The 18600-nt window shown below is 49.4% G+C and carries 20 protein-coding genes and 2 pseudogenes; 8 read left to right on the top strand and 14 right to left on the bottom strand.

Annotated features, from left to right (window positions below):
- From E1757_RS35170 to E1757_RS35125, 11 genes and pseudogenes are all read right to left on the bottom strand, one after another.
- Positions 1-620 (bottom strand): RNA polymerase sigma factor (locus E1757_RS35170; RefSeq protein WP_133237090.1); only part of this gene is annotated, 620 nt, incomplete at its 3' end.
- Positions 621-960: 340 nt separating this feature from the next.
- Entirely contained in the window at positions 961-1851 is an 891-nt protein-coding gene (erm, locus tag E1757_RS35165; RefSeq protein ID WP_246079733.1) for a 23S ribosomal RNA methyltransferase Erm, read from the bottom strand.
- A 488-nt stretch (positions 1852-2339) separates the two neighbouring features.
- A pseudogene (locus E1757_RS35160) lies at positions 2340-2819 on the bottom strand (DUF2332 family protein); the annotation flags it as partial.
- Positions 2820-2831: 12 nt separating this feature from the next.
- Positions 2832-3629, bottom strand: coding sequence for a hypothetical protein (locus E1757_RS35155; protein WP_133237086.1), 798 nt, complete (start codon positions 3627-3629; stop codon positions 2832-2834).
- A complete protein-coding gene (locus E1757_RS35150) occupies positions 3574-3996 on the bottom strand; it encodes a hypothetical protein (protein ID WP_165972433.1) in 423 nt (140 codons plus the stop codon). Before E1757_RS35150 ends, E1757_RS35155 begins: the two co-directional genes overlap by 56 nt.
- A 97-nt stretch (positions 3997-4093) precedes the next feature.
- On the bottom strand, positions 4094-4777 hold the full coding sequence (locus E1757_RS35145) for a WCX domain-containing protein (RefSeq protein ID WP_133237082.1): 684 nt from the start codon (positions 4775-4777) through the stop codon (positions 4094-4096).
- Positions 4778-5138: 361 nt separating this feature from the next.
- Positions 5139-5240, bottom strand: a complete 102-nt coding sequence (locus tag E1757_RS37420) for an SDR family oxidoreductase (protein WP_425464889.1) — start codon at positions 5238-5240, stop codon at positions 5139-5141.
- Positions 5206-5427 carry an SDR family oxidoreductase gene (locus E1757_RS35140; RefSeq protein WP_281282575.1) on the bottom strand — a complete coding sequence of 74 codons (222 nt, stop codon included), beginning with the start codon at positions 5425-5427 and terminating at the stop codon, positions 5206-5208. Before E1757_RS35140 ends, E1757_RS37420 begins: the two co-directional genes overlap by 35 nt.
- Before the next feature lie 498 nt (positions 5428-5925).
- Positions 5926-6504 carry a dihydrofolate reductase family protein gene (locus E1757_RS35135; RefSeq protein ID WP_133237080.1) on the bottom strand — a complete coding sequence of 193 codons (579 nt, stop codon included), beginning with the start codon at positions 6502-6504 and terminating at the stop codon, positions 5926-5928.
- 186 nt (positions 6505-6690) lie between these two features.
- Positions 6691-7191 (bottom strand): SRPBCC family protein, encoded by a 501-nt coding sequence (locus tag E1757_RS35130; protein ID WP_133237078.1) that lies wholly within the window; start codon positions 7189-7191, stop codon positions 6691-6693.
- A complete protein-coding gene (locus E1757_RS35125) occupies positions 7188-7532 on the bottom strand; it encodes an ArsR/SmtB family transcription factor (RefSeq protein WP_133237076.1) in 345 nt (114 codons plus the stop codon). Before E1757_RS35125 ends, E1757_RS35130 begins: the two co-directional genes overlap by 4 nt.
- Before the next feature lie 767 nt (positions 7533-8299).
- Here E1757_RS35125 and E1757_RS35120 point away from each other — a divergent pair.
- Positions 8300-9522, top strand: a pseudogene (locus E1757_RS35120) (IS110 family RNA-guided transposase).
- A gap of 483 nt (positions 9523-10005) precedes the next feature.
- The gene (locus E1757_RS35115) at positions 10006-10794 is read left to right on the top strand and encodes an ankyrin repeat domain-containing protein (protein ID WP_133237074.1); all 789 of its coding nucleotides are present in this window, start codon (positions 10006-10008) and stop codon (positions 10792-10794) included.
- 500 nt (positions 10795-11294) lie between these two features.
- Here E1757_RS35115 and E1757_RS35110 read toward each other — a convergent pair whose 3' ends face one another.
- Positions 11295-12242 (bottom strand): Ldh family oxidoreductase, encoded by a 948-nt coding sequence (locus tag E1757_RS35110; protein ID WP_133237072.1) that lies wholly within the window; start codon positions 12240-12242, stop codon positions 11295-11297.
- Positions 12243-12489: 247 nt separating this feature from the next.
- Here E1757_RS35110 and E1757_RS35105 point away from each other — a divergent pair, with 247 nt between their 5' ends.
- The 6 genes from E1757_RS35105 (at position 12490) to E1757_RS35085 (ending at position 16744) form a co-directional block, all read left to right on the top strand.
- On the top strand, positions 12490-12894 hold the full coding sequence (locus E1757_RS35105) for a hypothetical protein (protein WP_133237069.1): 405 nt from the start codon (positions 12490-12492) through the stop codon (positions 12892-12894).
- Positions 12864-13013, top strand: coding sequence for a hypothetical protein (locus tag E1757_RS36080; RefSeq protein WP_165972432.1), 150 nt, complete (start codon positions 12864-12866; stop codon positions 13011-13013). The genes E1757_RS35105 and E1757_RS36080 overlap by 31 nt, the downstream gene beginning before the upstream one ends.
- A 171-nt stretch (positions 13014-13184) precedes the next feature.
- The gene (locus E1757_RS35100) at positions 13185-13598 is read left to right on the top strand and encodes a hypothetical protein (RefSeq protein WP_133237067.1); all 414 of its coding nucleotides are present in this window, start codon (positions 13185-13187) and stop codon (positions 13596-13598) included.
- A 239-nt stretch (positions 13599-13837) separates the two neighbouring features.
- Complete coding sequence (locus tag E1757_RS35095) at positions 13838-14062, top strand: hypothetical protein (RefSeq protein ID WP_133237065.1); 225 nt, start codon at positions 13838-13840, stop codon at positions 14060-14062.
- A 17-nt stretch (positions 14063-14079) separates the two neighbouring features.
- The gene (locus E1757_RS35090; RefSeq protein WP_133237063.1) at positions 14080-15780 is read left to right on the top strand and encodes a recombinase family protein; all 1701 of its coding nucleotides are present in this window, start codon (positions 14080-14082) and stop codon (positions 15778-15780) included.
- 481 nt (positions 15781-16261) lie between these two features.
- On the top strand, positions 16262-16744 hold the full coding sequence (locus tag E1757_RS35085; protein WP_246079732.1) for a toll/interleukin-1 receptor domain-containing protein: 483 nt from the start codon (positions 16262-16264) through the stop codon (positions 16742-16744).
- Positions 16745-17244: 500 nt separating this feature from the next.
- On the opposite strand, the gene E1757_RS35080 is transcribed toward E1757_RS35085, so the two are convergent.
- Positions 17245-17823, bottom strand: coding sequence for a hypothetical protein (locus E1757_RS35080; RefSeq protein ID WP_133237059.1), 579 nt, complete (start codon positions 17821-17823; stop codon positions 17245-17247).
- 377 nt (positions 17824-18200) lie between these two features.
- Positions 18201-18600: YdeI/OmpD-associated family protein (locus tag E1757_RS35075; protein WP_133237057.1), on the bottom strand; the 400-nt coding region annotated here is incomplete at its 5' end.

The raw sequence follows: 18600 nt of genomic DNA, 5'->3' as shown, positions 1-18600 counted from the left end.
GCGATGTCCTGGGGCGGCAGCCGATCCAGGAAAAACCGTTCGAATACGTCTCGCTCGCGGCTCGTCAGACAATGCAGCAGGCTTCGAATGCCGTCGATCAGCTCCTTACGCAACAAGGCCTGCATCGGGTCGGTCGCCTGTTGTGCCGACTCGAGCGCCCTTTGCCCAAGTCGAAACAAAACCTCGTCGATGTCCCACTGTTCCGTTTCCCGCTGTACAAAGCGGACTACCATAGCGTCGCTTACAGTGGATGGTGTGGTCCCTCCACGATTGGAGAATCCCGACCAGGCCGTGAACGGCCGCTCCTTGCCATGAGGGCCTCCCCGGCGAAGCTTCATGTACGCCTCGTTGCGCACGATCCGCGATAACCACGGGGCGAAGCGCTTCTCGTCCACGAACGAACCCAGCTTGAGAAAGGCCTTCACCAGCGCTTCCTGCACAATATCCTCGGCCAAATGCGTATCCCGGGTCAGCATCTGCGCCATGCCGACCGCCTTCGCCCGATGCCGGCGCACCAACTCGCCGAAGGCATCCGGGTCGCCTTCCCTTGCCCTGGCCACGAGCTCCTGCTCGGAGTTTGGCTGCTTTTCCGCTTGCAACGTTTTCCCTCCTTCGTCCATAGGAGTTAGATGCCGGGGTGATAGGATTTCTAACCGGAAGGTGTTGATATTGTTGTATTTTCCTGTAATTCACCTAGCGCTATATTATCGAACTTTGCTGACAACTGAACTTTTTAAATATTCGTGCATTCATTGAACTATCCTGCCCTTAGCTTAATAAAAACAAGGAGAAGCTGCCGTAGCAAACTGCTCCTCGCTCTGTTCAACTATCGTGTCCCGTTAGCCATCCATGCACGGAGCAGCTGCCACAGCTGGAAAACCGCTCCTTTTTTGGGTAAAACTATCGATCTACAAGTCCTTAAGTGGTCTCTAGCGTTGAGCGTTTTTTGAGCAACGAAGCTTAGTCTCGCTTCCGTTTTTGGTTATGCGAAGTTTTCGGCCACCGATAGGAAGGGACATGGTCCAGCATTGTTTGGAAAATAACGCCCCATTCGCGCTCATTTAATGTGGAAACCGGCTTATCCCGGTCAATCCCAAGCCTCGACGCCAAATGTTTCAATTGCGGAGGGGTAAAGACGGTACTGAACGCTTCGCCGAAAGGTAACTTCGGATTTCTTAGCCCCCATTCAGCAAGACCCGTAAAAAAAGCACCATAGCGGCATGGAACTTCAGGGGATGCCTTTCTCCATATAGATAATATACAGCATTCCACCTTCGGAGGCGGTGAAAAATAACTCGGGGGGAGTGTCTGCACCAGTTCCATGTCATACCTCATCCTCCAACTTAATAGCTGCGGATTCGTCATGACTGAAGAGGTAAACCGTTTGGCCGCTCCAATCTCTAAAATGATGGCGGCCCGCTGCAGCGGGGTAGAAGGATCTTCCAATAGCTTTCTCAGAATTGGAGTCGTAATCGAAAAAGGGATATTCGACACGACGCAAAAGGGCTCTCTTGGAAGGTATCCCCGCATAAAATCGCCATGAACGATTTTAATATTAGATTCGCCTTCCACCTTGCCAATCAATTTTTGAACGTACGCGGCATCGTTCTCAAAAGCGATGACCATTCTCGCCTTCTCCGCCAAAGGCAGCGTGATCGCGCCGAGTCCGGCGCCTATTTCAATGATGACGTCCTTTTTCGTAATCTTTGCCGTTTCGATCAAATCACACACCGCACGTTTATTATGCAGGAAATGCTGACCAGAAAAGTTAGGGCTGCCTTCGCTTTTATTTGGATTCGTGCGGGAATTGTTCCCGGTAACGACGGGCTTTTTATTCTTTTTACGCAACACAAAAACACCTCATTCATTTGTTTAGGTAAATGAAAAAGGCGCACCACAAATAGACCCGATTCCGATTTCAAAAAAACGGATGAGTCAACCTGTACCGCACCTCTTTTTACCGTAAACGCATGTAATGAGTGATCAAATAAAGCACCTCCTAAAAACTATTGCCATTATAACAAATACCCCAATGATTTCAAGTGTTTCCGCTTGTTAGCACTCCATGAATAATTACCAGACTAAGAAGTAACTTCAATTCAGTTCTACCATTTCTATATAGTGTTTAAATTAATCTCCCTCTTAAAAAAGGGCATTCATCACTGAAAACTGCCATTTAGTTTAATGAGGCCACCAGATAGATCCCGCGGCTTGGAGGACAAGAATAACTACCGATAAAAGACAAGAAGTTGTTTGGTTTTCTTCTCTCAATGTCTACGCTGCGCGATCCGGAACAAAAAAACCAGGAGGGCTTTTTGTAAGCAGCAGTGGACCGTCTCACCATATCTTTCGTCTGAACCATATGAATAGCTGTATTTATCCCATAAAAGCAGTAACCCTGAGCTTGTCCCAATTTCAATTAACGATAAGGGCTTCTGTACCTTTTCGTAGATAAAACAGAAGCTTGGATATAAATAAGAACATCGCCTAACTTCGTTCGTTTGCACAAGCTTTGTCTGTAGGAGTGAGATCAGCTCGTTCTTATTTACCATGCAAAATTCCTTAAACTGCGGAAAGGCCTGCTCTAATCCGCTTGGAATTCCGACTGCCATACTCGGGTAATGCTCACGCAACCCGTGCTCCTTCCCCTTAAGTAACAAATTCTGTACCGCGCCAAATAACAGATTAGGGATAGGCTGTCCGGGACCCGCATTTGATGCTATTTCGAGTAGGGCGTCATCTTGTGCGATGTTCATCGCCAAATGCTCATACAATTCGCTGGAGCCTTTGCATTCTCTGACGGCAAAATTTCTAAATAGCGTGGTCCAAGCTTATATCATGTGCACGATTCGCTGAAGTTTCTCCATCGCGCGATTCTCTGCAATTTGAGCGCGACTTAACGCACGGCTTGCTTGATCGAGAGCGACCTCGTCCCGTATATGCTCGGGATTGCGTTGATGGAACGGAAATCGTTCCGTTAAGATATTCAGCTCCTGTGCAACTGAGTCGTACCATCTTGCCGCCTCACGCAGTTCAAGAGCCGTTGAGCCCCCAATGCGCTCGGATGCCTCCTGTAGGAATTGCGACGCAAGCATCCGGCACTCTTGCCAGACTGACGCATTGTACGCTGTTCCAAATCCGTCCGCTCTACGGTTATCGAGTGCTCGTTTCCAAGTCTCGTAAGCTGTAAGACCCGTATGGAAGCCAGCCTTCACCCATTTGCGTGGCCCCTGTGCAAATTCAAGTGCCTCCTTTACAATAGCGTCATCATCGGATGTGAAGACCGGTTCAACGCTGTACAGCTCCAGCAGACCGAGCTTCGAAGCGCCCAGCTCCGTCCATTTCTTGAAACCTTGGCTTATCTCATATTCCCCATGGAACATCAGTCTGCCATTTCTGTCCTCTAATACGGAGTACCTTCTTCCGTCATCCTCGTCCTTAATAATCCAGCACCCGAAACGCCGCTCAACACGGACATTGTCGGAAAGCACGACTCCGCGGCGGAGAAGGTCTTGTCTTAGCTGCTCCGTGAAGGTACCGCTTGCCAACTCCTGTTTTCGATCGCGGGCCAGATCAAATTTCGTATTCTGCAGTCCCAATCCCGGAGTAGTAATACCCGAACGAATCATAGCCGCAAACCACATAATATTCGGCGATCCCAAGCTCCCAGCCGTAACAGGGAAACCCTTGGTCCAATGCGCGCCTCGCGGTTTCCCAAGCAAGCTTTTGTTTAATTTCAAATTGCGGATCGCTTTTCCAAGCAAAAACGCCGCTGACGTGGAACCCGAGGTTATGTCCAAGAAGCATCATCATTTCCGTATTCCAAACGGTTGGGCCTGCAGCTGAAACGTTGTCATTAATGTTCATTATGAAAGCGTGGCCGATCCCTCCCACAAGCCAGGCATCCGACATAGGGATGTTTAAGAAGTCCAGACACCCTTTCATGGCCCCAACGTGGGTTGCCCAAAATGGCCGCCATTTCAGCTTATCATGCATGATTGTCATATAATTCGTCATCTCCCTTATTTCCCAACATATTGAATTACCCCCGGAGCTGATATAAGCATATCGTGCCGGTACGACATATGCTGTCCTACCGAGAGAATCCACGAAGCTTTTTTTCTAACCGGTGCCGTATCAGGTTTCGGAGCCAGCTAGGGGAGATGATCCGAAATTCGTAAGGGATTGATAGTAGGAGACGCGCGAAAAGTTCCACGCTGTAATAACGGACCTGAAAGACCGAATTTCCTTTTGGTGTGGCTTCTAGCCTCAGCACCTCGACGGCATCTGCCGGTTCAATCTGTATGTCCGCATAGAATGGTTCCGTTCTTGGGAGAAGAGGGGAGGTATTCGCTGAGTTAAGGACAGCCGCTGCCCGTTCCTCCGCTTCTTTGATTCCCTTCTTTTGCAGAGCAGCGCTTCGTAAGGGTCCGTGCCGTTCATCTATCAGCCGCTCTAGCTTGCCGAACAAGTCCGCCATTCCGAGATGGTCTCCTCCAGCCATCGCTTTAGACTCCTTTGCCAACAGGGCGATCGCTCGCTTTTGCTGCTCCGTTATCACAACCGCGGGTAGTTGAAAAGTAGTATTGGTGTACCGGTAGCCCCTTTTTAACGGACAGTACTCCACCGGGGCTTCCATTGAATCGCGCAAATACTCGACATCTCGAGAGGCTTGTCGGACGGAGATGTTAAAGCGCTCTGAGATCCTGCTGCAATTCGGGTACCTATTCTCGCGAATCTGCATGTCAATCCAGGCGATTCGATGCCAGTTGCTCAAGGGACGTTCCTCCTTTATAGGATTGCAGAACGCATTAAGTAGAGGTATTAGTTATTTCGCCGATAGTAATAAATTCCCTTTTTTTGTGGAAATGCAAGAAACTTTTTAACGCTTGCCACTTTTAAAGACCAAAGTATACGGGAGCCTTTTACAGTAGCTAGTTGTTTGTGTCACCGGACATTAATATTTATGTAGCTTTTACTTCATATAAATGCTCCTACATAAACGACACCCGGATTATAGCACTATTAAAAAAGAAGACGGCAGTCGTGAGAGATGCATCCCCTCAGACTGCCGATCTATTCTCAACTAACGTTACCCGTCTTAACGCTCATTACATGAAGCCGTCCGGACGACAAAATCATTCGCCGGCAGTTCGACCTCCATCAATCACTAACTCATGGCCTGTTATAAACGATGATGCATCACTACATAGCCAAATAACAGCGGCCGCGCATCTCATCTGTTGTTCCAATTCGCCCGACTGGATGAAGTGCCGTAACGCTTGGGGGAACCCGTTTACCAACCAGTCGCGTGTGAACTGTTCCTGGACAAATCGCATTAACCCGTAGTCCCCTCTTGGCGTATTCAAGAGCAGCTGCTTTGGTCAGACCGACTCCCCCGTGCTTACTCGCAACGTATGCAGGCACTTTTCTCAATAAGGTTTTGGAGCTTCAAATTCTCCCCATTTTAGCTCGTCGAGCGGGCGGTCGCCGGTTACAACTAGTTTGTGGGCGTTATTTATCTTTTCACCCAGGCGTGTTCCTACATCGCTGACGTTTAGCCAGTCATTAATAGACGGCCACTTTCTAGAGAGGTCTTCGTAGGTTCCGCGGCCAAGCAAAATGGTATCAGCTGTATCGAACGTATTTAATAGGTACTCAGAACCTTACTCATTGCTGGCGTCAGTTGTCCAGACATTGAAGTTGGTTTTGTCCACGCGTGGGTCGCCAGTGACAACTCCATTAAAAGTACTGTGGATGAATAGAATGATTTTACGAATTAACTATCGTCCTTTCTATTTGAATTAATTGTATAAACTCATAATATTATCTTTAACACATGTTGCGTTTTATTTTGCTATTTTAATATTTTTATATCTATCACTGCGCGCCTGTATAGTCATGACATATCATACATTTTAGTTGTTATTTCATAACCTCGTAATCCAGTTTCATTGAACCACTTGTTTCATATATTTGAGTATTTAAGAGTTTCAAATCGTTCCTAGCGGTAATGTTATCAAGGTATCGCTTGCCGCTGCCAAGGATAACAGGATGGATCATCATGCTGATCTCATCCGCCAACTTGGCATTAATCAGACTCTGTACAAGACCGGCACTCGCCGTAACCATGATGTCGCCTTGGATTTTATTTTTGAGCTTAGCAACATTCTGGCTCAAGTCACCGGCAAGCAGGGAAATAGTGCTGCTATAATCCCCCCAGTACACTTCCCGTATATTCATATTGCGAGTAGCTACATACTTGGGCGTATTGTTCATGGCATCAGCAAAATCTCCCTCCATATACGGCCAAGCTTGTGATAAACCTTCATAGGTGACCCGGCCCATCAAGATGGCTTCGGCCTGCTGGACCATAGTCAGGATGTCCTTCCATGAATCTGTAATGCCAGGCATAGCCCAGCTTGTAAAATCGTTCTCGTCTCCACGCGATTCTGTGAAAACACCATCCAATGTACTGTGTACCGATACAATTATTTTTCCCATTCATTTATCCTCTTTAATATTGGAATTTTAGACTTCATGTGATATAGTTTCTTCGGTAATAAAGCTTTGGATTTCATGTCGCGCTGCATTCCCCAATGACGTTGCGGCATGTCTTCCGGGGGTTCTTTTTGTCAACAATTATCTATCTCTTAAGATAAGACAGGTTTGATATTAAGATTCCATGGATTAATATATTGTTCCAATCGCTTTGGCAAGCTTATCGAGCGATTGATTCATCCCAATGATGGAACGCTTCAGCATCTCACCTTGCGTCCAACCATACTCCGTGATAACGAGTTCAGTCTTGTTTCCGTTTGCTTTAAAATCGATAACGTAATCAATTTTAAACGGGAAGTCAGGGGGCAGGCCCGCTTCGGCTGGATCTAAGATGTTTCCATCCGAATCGGATAAGTAATGTGTGAATTCAAGACGCTCATTCGGTATTATTTTTGTGTATGTGCCCGTAGAAAAGTTGGCCTGACCTCCTTGGCTTTCTGGTGCCAGCATACAAAACAAGTATCTGCCTCCTTCTCGCAGATCAATCTTGCAAGAAGGGGAGGTGAAATGCTTGGGCCCCCACCATTTCACCACCAATTCTGGATCTGTCCAACCCTTCCAGACCAATTCAATCGGTATGTCAAATACTCGGGTGATGACAAGTTCCTGTTTTTTTAATTCTTGATTCATTCGGACTCCTCTTCCTTTCTCTTTTGTTCATTCAATTCTTCTTTCAATACTGCATCCATCGTGTCAAGCCTGCAATTCCACAATTGTCGCATCATCCCGGTCCATTCGTTCAGTTCGTTCATGGCCTCGACGTTCAACTGATAAATCCGCTGTTGCGCCCGCTTCTCGACATGGACTATGTTCGCTTCCCGCAATATTTTAAGATGCTGAGATATCGCTTGGGGGCTGGCTTGAAAATGACTATGGATCTCGKATGCCGGCAATTTCTTGTGAGCGGCTAACAATTCCAGTATCTTTCGTCTAGTCGGATCAGCCAACGCTGAAAAGATGTCATTGGACATACATATTAAGTATTTTCCTCCTTTCAATAATTGTCTATCATCATGTACAATTCTATAATAAATTAAACGGTTTATAAAGTAAATGCTTAAATATCCCGAAATTCGGTGTACTGGTCTCCGTAGCCATCAACATATTGATGCCAGAGCTCCATTTTGGATAGATCCACTCCCTGCTTGATGAACTCACAAAGGCATCCCATCGAATCTGCGCCACCCGAAATATTTAAGATAATATGATCATAGGTCTGCAAAGGAAATAACTCGATCGGATCCCCTGTTCGCTGAACAGTATCTCAAATGAACACAGTATTACGTTAAACTGCCATTTCAATAAAAAAAATGCCCCATAGCAACGGGCTACAGGGCTAAAGGTTTATATTTAAAAAGGGGGTCAACTCTTATTATAGGCACATTTATTAATGTAAGGTGAAATGATGATTTCAAGTTTATTACAAATTACTGTTCAATGAACATTAAAGTGGAGTTGTCCTTTTGGAAGTTCCACGCTATCGTTACCCGTTAGCCACCCATGCCCTGTCGGGCACCACGAAAGATGAAAATTTTGGTGCAGCGTTTTATACTATTATTACGGCTGGCGAGGAAGGTCGTTAAGCTATGGTGTCGCGAACCCAACCGTTAGTCTGACTACTACGACCATGGTGCACCACGGAATGTCGCTCCTTTTCTGGAAGCACGCGGGGTAGACTAACCCTTTACTGGTTGTTGCGCCAGTCCTCAACTCTATCTGCCGTAGAAAGGTGATTTTCATGGAAGTCCTTATCGAACGAGCATGCGGTCTGGATGTTCACAAGAAGTCAATCACTGCCTGCGTCGTTACACCAGAGGGAAAGGAGATCAAGACGTTTCGAACGCATACGATTTTCCTGCTTGATCTAATCGACTGGATCAAACAACATCGCTGTACTCACGTGGCCATGGAGAGCACCGGCGTATTTTGGAAACCGATCGTGAATCTGCTCGAAGCCGAGGAGATTCAATTCCTCGTCGTTAACGCTGCGCACATCAAAGCGGTGCCTGGCAGGAAACGGATGTCAAAGATGCCGAGTGGATTTGTAATCTTTTACGCCATGGGTTACTGAAAGTGAGCTATATTCCCGACCGAAATCAAAGAGAGCTTCGCGAATTGGTCCGTTACCGCCGCAGCCTGATTCAGGAACGAGCTCGCGAACACAATCGGGTACAAAAGGTCCTGGAAGGAGCCAACATTAAATTGGCCGCCGTTGTCTCCGACATCATGGGAATTTCCAGCCGCGATATGATGGATGCCATGATTGAAGGAGAAGAAGATCCGGAAAAGCTGGCTGCCTTCGCTCGCCGAACGTTGAAGAAAAAGAAAGAAGAACTAGAACTGGCTTTACGCGGAAATATGAGTGCCCACCAACGCATCATGTTAAAAACCATGTTGACGCACATTGATTTTCTCAACGAACAAATCGTGGAACTGGATACGGAGGTAGCCAAACGGCTCGACCCTTTTCAGCAGGACATTGAGAGGCTAGATACCATCCCCGGGATCGCTAGGCGAACCGCAGAACAAATCCTGGCGGAAGTTGGAACCGACATCGGATCGCGTTTCCCCACTGCCGCTCACCTATGCTCATGGGCCGGTCTTGTTCCGGGGCATAACGAAAGTGCCGGTAAACGAAAATCCTCGAAAACTCGCAAAGGCAACAAGTACCTCCGATCGGCACTTATTGAAATCGCTCACTCTGTATGCAGATCAGACAACTATCTGGGGGCCCAGTACCGACGTATTGCTGCTCGAAAAGGCAGGCACCGTGCAGCCGTGGCTGTCGCTCATTCCATCATGACAATTGCTTACCACCTTCTCAAACGCGGCGAGGAGTATAAAGAATTAGGCGGACAATATTTTGAAAAACGACAGCAGGAAATGATTGTGAAACAAGCTGTTCGAAGGTTGGAAAGCCTCGGATTTCATGTAGCTCTTCCCACTTCAGAAGCATCTTAAATATCCTACCTCCATAGATCAAGGAGGCGTAGTTTTTAAAAAAAGCTAAAGGCTACGCTTAGTTTCGTGTTGCCATTTTTAGATCTACGCTATGAGTAATTTTCGGGGTAGCTTAACGACGATAGCCGTTTTTTAAACAACTTTATTATCAAATTTAAACGACTTTATTATAAATTCAACAACTTTATTATCAGACAACAGAAGGAACGTATGTTCCCTGTTTTAACGCTTGAGTAAACTTGGTCTGCACCAACTGATCCAATAGAATAAGCACTCTTGACGGTCTTTAATTACGCCGAACAGACCGACACAATCTGCGCCGTCATGCTGCGCTATCAGGCATTCTTTTTCAGGAGGGATGAACACAACGCCCGGTAGGACGTCGAAAACCTTCGCCGGGACGGAACAGCGTCCGCAGCGCTGACCGAACACACCACATTACTATGTACTCTGCTATAATTAGAATTAACAAATTTAGGAGGGATGAACATAGTGGTCATTTCCGAAAACGAGCCTCTTGCGATCACCTTGGTCGAGGCAATCCGCACCGGCGATGTCCAGGGATTGCAGAAACTGCTCACCGGGAATCCTGGACTTGCTACGGCGAGAATTATTGGAGCCGATACGTGCAACGGGAACGTGTCGCGTACGCTGCTGCATGTGGCTACCGATTGGCCCGGCCATTTTCCAAACGGTGCGGCGACGGTGGCCGAATTGGTCAAAGCTGGTGCTGAGGTGAACGCTCGAATCACCGGCGGCACTCATGTCGAGACACCTCTTCATTGGGCTGCGAGCAGCGATGATATCGAGGTGCTCGACACGCTTCTCGATGTCGGCGCTGATATTGAGGCGTCTGGTGCGGTCATCGCCGGTGGAACGCCGCTGGACGATGCAGTGGCGTTTGGGCAGTGGAATGCTGCACACCGGCTGGTTGAGCGCGGTGCAGAATTCACGCTTTGGCACGCCGCCGCGCTTGGACTGTTGGATGACATGGAAGCCCACTTTGCCGGGACCACACTTTCACGGCGATATCCGTGGGGAGCCAGCCACAATCCACCCCCGGATGAAGTTACGGTCGCCTTCTGGTGCGCTTGCCACGGCGGACAGCGGCACTCTGCCGAGTATTTGCTCGAACGAGGGGCCGAACTGAACTGGATTTCCGTATGGGACGGACTGACCCCTTTGGATGCAGCACAACGAAGCACTACCGGTGAGTTGGTTCAGTGGTTGCGCAACCGGGGCGCTAAATCCGCCAAAGATTTGCATCGTTAAGACATCGTAAATAGTCCCATCAGATGGGGACTCGAGAATCCTATTTGTAGTTGAAAAACACAACAGGTTTGAGGAAGCAAATGCATCCAGCGCACTGGCAGCTTACGGGTCGGGCAACTGCGGCAGCTTCTCCAACACATACAGCTCGCAGAAGCCGCTTGCGCCTACTTAGCATCGCGCGTGGCCCATAACAAAACCACGCGCGGCAAAGCCCCTTTCCAAGTACGCTGCAGGATTTTCCAAAAAAACATGCCGTTACTTGTGGTAAGGTTCACCGCGCTGTCTGTAACGGCAAGTTTTAGGGGCCATCCTTTTGCGGGATGGCCCTTTCTTTGATCTAGCTTGTTCAACTAACGTGTCCCGTTCGTAATGGCCATTGCAGTTCCCTCCGGTAAATCGCCAGGTAAAAGCAAAAAGAGCGGCACGTATGCACCGCTCATAACTCCATCCATTCAACTATCTAAATTTATCATGTAACAGCCACTTCTATGTATTTACATTTACATGCCGACTGAGGCAATGTTAAGCATGCTAACCCCCGATTGATTGCTTACCCGGCAAAACAGCTCATAAACCTCTTGAGGGTATTCGATCCAACCTCGGTCCAACACCTGTTTGCGAAGCTCGAAGGAATGATGGCCTGGGTATGTGTGAAACGATTGCAAATATTCCCGGGTCTGCGCCTGCATACCCTCGGCATTAAACAGCTTTGAGCTAAAGGCCATAATTACCGCCCCTTCGCCCCATGGCTTCCCCGGCGCATTTCCGAAAAAACCTCCGGTCAAGGCGCCAGCCAGAAACTCCATGCCCAACGCCATGTGCAATCCCTTTAAGCCACCCAGCGGGGGGTACGAGACGTTGCCGTGATCGTCCTTCAACAGTCGTCCGTAGACAAACCGATTGTGAGCGCAGAAGGAACCGTCGAACAAAAACGGTGGTTCGCCCGGCGCGCAAATGGCAAGCGGATTGTTGCCGATCAAGTTCTCGTCGGAAATGCCCATGTTCATCATCGGGTTGTTCTGCGTGAGGATTAATCCTATTTGACCCGCCGCCAATACTTGCATCAACCCTTCACCGATAATGTTCGGCTTCGGAACGGCAACAACCCCTATGCCATGAGTGTCTGCGATGGAGGCGGCCAGCATTGCGCCTTTCCTCGCCACTTCGTCCGGCCAATTGCGGTACGTGGAATACACGCGGGCAGAGAGAGGCGTGATTTGTTCGGTCGTAATCTCCAACCGGCGACTGATCACCCCGTTCCGAATACGCTCCACGATGGACTCCAACCGAGCGTTCCCTCTCGAAAAATCTTCGATCAGATCCAAGTTTAAGGCGATATCTGCCCATGTCTCTACTACAAACTCGTCCTCCACCCACTTTCCGAGCACCTCACGGCTCCAAGCTCGCATTTCTTCCACAAGAATCGGTACGGTTTCAACGCCTTTCACGGCAACACCACCTGCTTTCTTCTATTTATGCTGCATAGACTGCTGAATTCAATCGGCAATCCATAGCAGCTTTTTAAATTTTTTGGGAAAATAATACTACTCATTTATAGTATCTGTCAATGAATAATCTGAATTATACTGCCCGTTAAAAACGGTTCAAACTATTTTTGGTACATATATCATATTCGTGACCTAGAGCCAAGACCCCTTTACGAGGGTTCATTTCCTTTTCAGGAGGTATATAGAAATGAGAGTCATCAAAACGAAGCAGGATATTGTAATTCTGTGTCGCGCGGAAGTGCTTCCTTCAGCGCTCCTCAATCAGATCGAGGACTACTTTAACCAACTACGGGTTGAACTGGAGGACGGGGAGGAGAGCGAGTTCCATTTGGGCAGGCACGGCTACATCGTCGTTCTCGAAGCAGGAGACAACGTCCGGGATCTCGGCAACGTCGGGCTGAGCCGCGAAAACGGCGGACTGCTGGGAAGTTTCCCAGAGTACGTCGAACTGCTCGACTTAGGCGAAGGACTCCAGGTGTACAAAGTCGCAGTGCTGTACGACAACGACTACCTGATGACGTTCTTCATGCTGGCCGGAGCGCACGATGAGGAGGTGGAACAATGGCTGAGAGACCAAGCGGAAAGAAACTGACGGTAAACGAACTGGTTCTCCAGAAGCTGAAAGATATGTTCGATCGGAACGAAAACGTCACGTCCGACAGTAACGGGTCAAATGTCTGGGTCATGCTCGTAGCGGCGGAACCTCTCTGACGGCAAGGGGAAACAGACTTCGCCTCGAAAACTGTTCGAGACCGCAAGTTGTTCTGGGCGGCCTTCAAAAACGCACTGTTAGACGCCGGGATCCCAATGCCTGACGAACGAACGTCAAATGGTGTCCGCTTCCTCTACGGCTTGAGTCTTTTGTCGGAAATGAGGCCGAGCATGACTGCCCTGTTCGAGGATGCTGATGACGACGGAACATCGACCGAGGCCACAACTGAAAGTTCTAGAAGCCAGAACGATAGCTTGCAAAGGAAGCTTGTGCGCGTCACCGTCGGCGGCGAGTTCGAGGAAGCCTTCAAATACGACTCGGACGAACTTCTGTTTGAAAAAGATGATGACGGCGAAGAGCTACTCTTGAGCGGCACGGACTTCGAGGAGGTAGAACTAGAAGCGCTGGAGGAAGCTTTCGATTACGAAAGCTTCCAGTTCGACCTCAACTACCTTCCGGCAAGGATCTTCCGCAAACTTGGCGTTAACGAATGGCTGGATGGCAAGCCAGAACACTTCATCCCTGAAGAGTTCAGTTTTCATCTCAGCTCCTTCGGGGGAGTCGATTTCGTCAGCTTGAGGTAACGTGCTGGTAGCTGAACTGCCGCACTTTTCATCACCAGCCTAGCCGGAGCAAGCAAAGCGCAGATTTCCGCCGGTGAACTACAGGTGTACTCCGACGCACTGCTAACGGGCCCTTGCAGTGCGAGTCAGTACACCTCCAGTGTGGCACCAACTCTAAGCCACACAACGAAAGTGTGGCTGGACGGCATTTTTGAGTACCGTCCAGCTCGCCAAACACAAATTTTTCGGGAGGCCACAACATGTACATTCCAACAGACAGCAACTACGAAACGACGGTCGCCATTTTGGCGGAGATGGTAAGAAACTTCCTCGCTGGCGAGTCAAGCGTCGTAAAAACGTCCAAGGTGAGCAAAGTCACCTTCCTGCGGGTTAGCGTCCTGCTCCAGCGAGAGACCGAGGACTCGGTCGACTTCGAGCTAACTGCCGAACTACTCGGAACGCAAGAGTTCAGGCAAATCGCATAAAACAAGGAGGACTGACCATGACTTTGACAAAACGAAAGAAACCACCCCTCAATGTGTTCAAAAACCCCGTCACTACACCAGAGCTTCAAGTTGTAGCGTATGATCGCGTCTCGACCGAAGAACAAGCGGAACTGGGCTTCAGCATCGAGGGGCAGTTGGAGGAAATTAAGGCTCGCTGCAAGGCGGAACACAAGGTCGTGTTCAAAGAGTATGTCGATGCCGGAATCTCCGGTAAGTCTATCGAGAAGCGTCCGGCCCTGCTGGAGCTCCTACAAGACATCGAGAGTGGAAAAGTTTCGGAGCTCTGGCTGTGGAGGACAGACCGCCTCTCAAGGCGACTTTCAGATTTGTTGTCCATCTTGGAACTGCTTAAGCGCAACAACGTCACACTGCGTTGCGTGGCCGATCCGGACTTCGATCAAACCACCTCGTCCGGTCGGGCGATGATGCAGATGATGGGGGTGATGGCGGAGTACCAAAGAAACATCATCGTCGAAAACGTCAAAATGGGCATGAAGCAGCGGGCAAGAAACGGGAAGTGGAACGGTGGGCTGGTGCTGGGGTATGAAGTGGTCGAAGTTCCGAAGGGAAGCGACAAAGAGTCTCTCTTGCGAATCAACCCGATCGAGGCAGAGCTAGTCCGTAAGATCTTCCGTATGTACGCCAGTGGTCAGGGACTTCGAAGCATCGCCAACCAACTGAACCAAGAGGGCCACAAGACGAAACCCGGCAATGCGTTCAGCAGTGTGGCAATCAAGACAATCATAAACAACCCGGTGTACGTCGGCAAAATCAGGTTCAACGTGCGAGAGAACTGGGCTGAGACGAGACGCAAGGGCATCAATCCGAACCCAATCATCGTCGACGGCAAGCACGATGCGATCATTTCTCAAGACCTGTGGGAAACCGTGCAGGCGCTGTTCGCCAAGAAGTCGTTTTCCCCGCCGCGCGTCTTCGACGGTACCTACCCCCTGACGGGACTTCTGAGGTGCCCTCAGTGCGGAACAACACTGGGAGCTCACCGCACCCGCGACACGCTCAAGGACGGAACTGTCGTCATCCGCAGGTACTACGTCTGCAACAACTTCCGCAACCGTGGAAGCCGGGTTTGCAACTCCAACTCCGTCCGAGCGGACATGGTCGAGAGCTTTGTCTTCGAGCGGCTTGCTGAAGTCGTCCAGAAGCCAAAGGTGCTAGAGGACGTCGTGAAAAAGATCAACAAAGACCGAACGAAGAGCGTAGCCCCGCTCCAGAAGGAACTGACGGCAATTGATAAAGAACTGGCAAGCATCGAGAGCCAGCGCCAGCGATTCTTCAAGCTGTTCGAGTCAAGTGGCGTGGATGACGACCTGTTCGTCGAGCGGCTGAGCGAAATGAAGATCCAGCACGAACAACTCACGCGGCGCAGAGCCGAGGCTGAGAGGCAACTGGCAGACAACACGTCCGACCCTGTCCCGCTCCAGCAAGTCCGGCAGGCGCTTTCCCAGTTTCACAGCCTGCTCGCAGAATCACAGTCCGAAACGCAAAAGACGCTCCTTCAAACGGTAATCAAACAAGTCCACATGAAGGACAGACGCAAAGTCGCTGGCATCGAGCTTGAGTTCGACCCGACTGTCCAAAAGCATTTTTTTGAACTAGCCCTTTCCGCCAAAACGGCGGAGGGGGCTTTTGCTTTTCGCAAGCAAAAGTCCCCCTCCAGGTACCGCATCGTTCTGTGACCTCAAAAAGCTCGCAGAAGCCCGTTTACGCCGACTTTGCCACCTAGCGTGGCCCATTCCCGACCATGCCCGGCAAAACCCCTTTTCAAGCCGATCCATTCTTCACTCCTCGAGTTTAGCAACACGTCCGGCACGTAAACTTTCTCTCGGTCAACTATCAAACTAAACACCTTTTACAATTCAAGATGCGACACAATTCTTCAAATATATGGATTATTTTCCTAATTGGAAGTAATATATTACTAGGAAAATCATATTAGGAGGTAAGGACATGTCTAGATGCACAGCTCCAGTAAATGGACATCGCTCAGCGAGTGCCAGAGCTAACTGCCCAGCGTGCGGTAGTAGTGGCCGCTATAGTGGCTTCAGGTCGTACTCCCCCTCGTCTTACTCCCCGTCCCTGGGAAGTGGGGGCGGCCGAAGCAGCGGCGGAGGTTCCAGCCGCAGCGCAAAGCCGCGCTGGTCAGGAGCAGGTTCATCCGTGCAGTACACGCCTGAACAAGTTCGGGCACTCACCCCAGTCCGCAACAGCGTCGAAAACTTGGCCACGCGGCCTGAACTTCGAGACGTCTTCCTCTGCCATGCGTGGGACGACCGGCAGGGGGCCGCCAAGGAGCTGCACGATCTGCTTGAGTCACGTGGTGTATCCGTCTGGTTCAGCGAGAAGGACGTTGGCCTCGGCGTGCCGTTGCTACGCGCCATCGACAAGGGCTTGGCGAACTCGCGAGTCGGGATTGTGCTGGTTACCCCTGCACTTCTACGCCGACTTCCAAAAGAGGGCATTGCCGACAAAGAACTTTCGGCACTCCTCGCCCGTGAGCGGCTCGTTCCGATTGTACACGAGACAACGTATGAAGCTCTCCGCGAAGTCAGTCCCTTGCTCGGATCACGAAGTGGCCTGGACACTGCAGAAGAGCCAATGGCAGACGTCGCGGCCAAGCTCGCAGAGCTCGTCGCCCTCTAAGCTCTGTTTGCCTACCTGAGCCGCAGCGATAGGGTCTTCTGTCAAGACAAAAGTGACAAAGCAATCCCACTTGAAGGACAAGCACAAAGTCGCTGGAATCCAGCTTGAGCTTGACCCCACAGTCCAAAAGCATTTTTGATCTGGGCCCCTTCCGCTTAACAAGCGGAGGGGGCTTTTGCTTTCCGCAAGCAAAAGTCCTCCTCTAGATACCGCATCGTTTTGTGAGCACGAACAAGCTCGCAGAGGCCCGTTTGCGCCGACTTTGCCATCTAGCGTGTCCCATCCCAATCCCATGCTCAGCAATGACCCTTACCAAGCCCGCTGCGAGATTTTCCGAAAAAACTTGCCGTTACTTATGGTAAGGTTCACCGAGTATGATCTTAAAGTATGCTGCCCTTTACTTCAACGAACGTCAAAAAGGAGCTGTTCGCAGCTCCACGCTATCGTTCTCCGTTACATGAACAAAGGTAGCCGATCTATCCGGTCAGCCGTTCCCGAAATTAACCTACGGATTCAGAAATTGTGATCCAAGTTTCAGTCTTCTCATCCCATCTTTGGATCGCTTCCACCGGTGTAGTGATCTCCCCCATTCGTAACCACTTGTCGCCGATCCAAGTTTTGATTTTCAAAAAGGTGCGATTCCCTACATCCGTAGCATCGGTAGATTCGACAATTTGCGGGGAGATCGATAGTGTTGTTTTCTTATCGTCGAAAGGCTCATCATATAAATACATAGTTTCACTTATTTGGTTCTTGAATCGATGTGCATTGGGTTCTTGACCATATATGCGGAAGTCAGCCGATACCCACTTCCTGCCCATCCATGTCTCAATTTCATAATATTCTCGATTAAAACCTCCTACGCAGTTGACGACTTGAGGAGCAAGCGAAGCCCCTACGGGAGCTAGGGCTCCGCCCATTCCAAGCGGCTTCCCGTTAAAAAGCGGTGTCGTTTCTGTCAACACCAATTGGCTGGGGTGGTAGTACCGCCATTCTCCGGCGGCATGGCTAGAGGAAGCAGGCAGGATTACGGCGCACAGCAGGGCAGGAAGCATCATGCGACGAATCGATTGGATCATATTAACCCTCTTTTCGTTGTAGTCTCTTACAAGTTCGACTTTAAACAGTTACGATTTGTTGCACTTCGGATTTGCAGGTGTTTAAGCTTTGAAACCGGACTGCAATCGATTTAGACATTTGTCTTGCCCATCCGGCGGCTGATCGACTTGAGTGTGTTACCTCGTACGGCTTGGTATTCTCCAGGCGTTCCGAATCGTTATAATTAGCAAATGATCTCATCCCGTTCTTGTATATCAACGGGCATTTTACTTGCGATAACAACCCCATTATACCATATATTGGAATGCTACCCGTTACTTTAATGAACGAAGAGGAGCTTGCCGCGCGGCAAGCTCCCAACTATCGTTCCCGTTAGTTCAAAATCGATAGGGGCTGATTAGGGATATATTTTTTCACCTTTTTCAAGCATCGCTACAAACTGTTGAATTCGTTTCGCCCGGGTTTCTTGCTTCTTGGCATTATGGATTCTGAACAGAGCTGCATATTTATTTTGGCTATTCAACGTATCATAAAATGCCTTCGCTTTGACATTACGCTCAAGTTCAATTGCGAAATCCTCAGGCATAGAAGCGATACTTTGCGATTCGTAGGCCTTGTCCCATTGTCCATTCTTTTTGGCAACTTCAATCGCTTTGAACCCAGAGGGCTTCATTCTTCCATTTGTAATGAGAAGCTCTGCTTTGTCTTTATTCACTTTCGACCAGATGCTCCTAGCCCTACGCGGAGTAAATCGTTGAACCCACATTTTTTCATCAAACTTTTCCTTCTGGCTGTCA

It is taken from the genome of Paenibacillus piri, assembly GCF_004354045.1.
GTDB lineage: Bacteria > Bacillota > Bacilli > Paenibacillales > NBRC-103111 > Paenibacillus_S > Paenibacillus_S piri.
The sequence above is the reverse complement of the archived record's forward strand: the minus strand, read 5'-3'. Positions and strand labels throughout refer to the sequence as shown.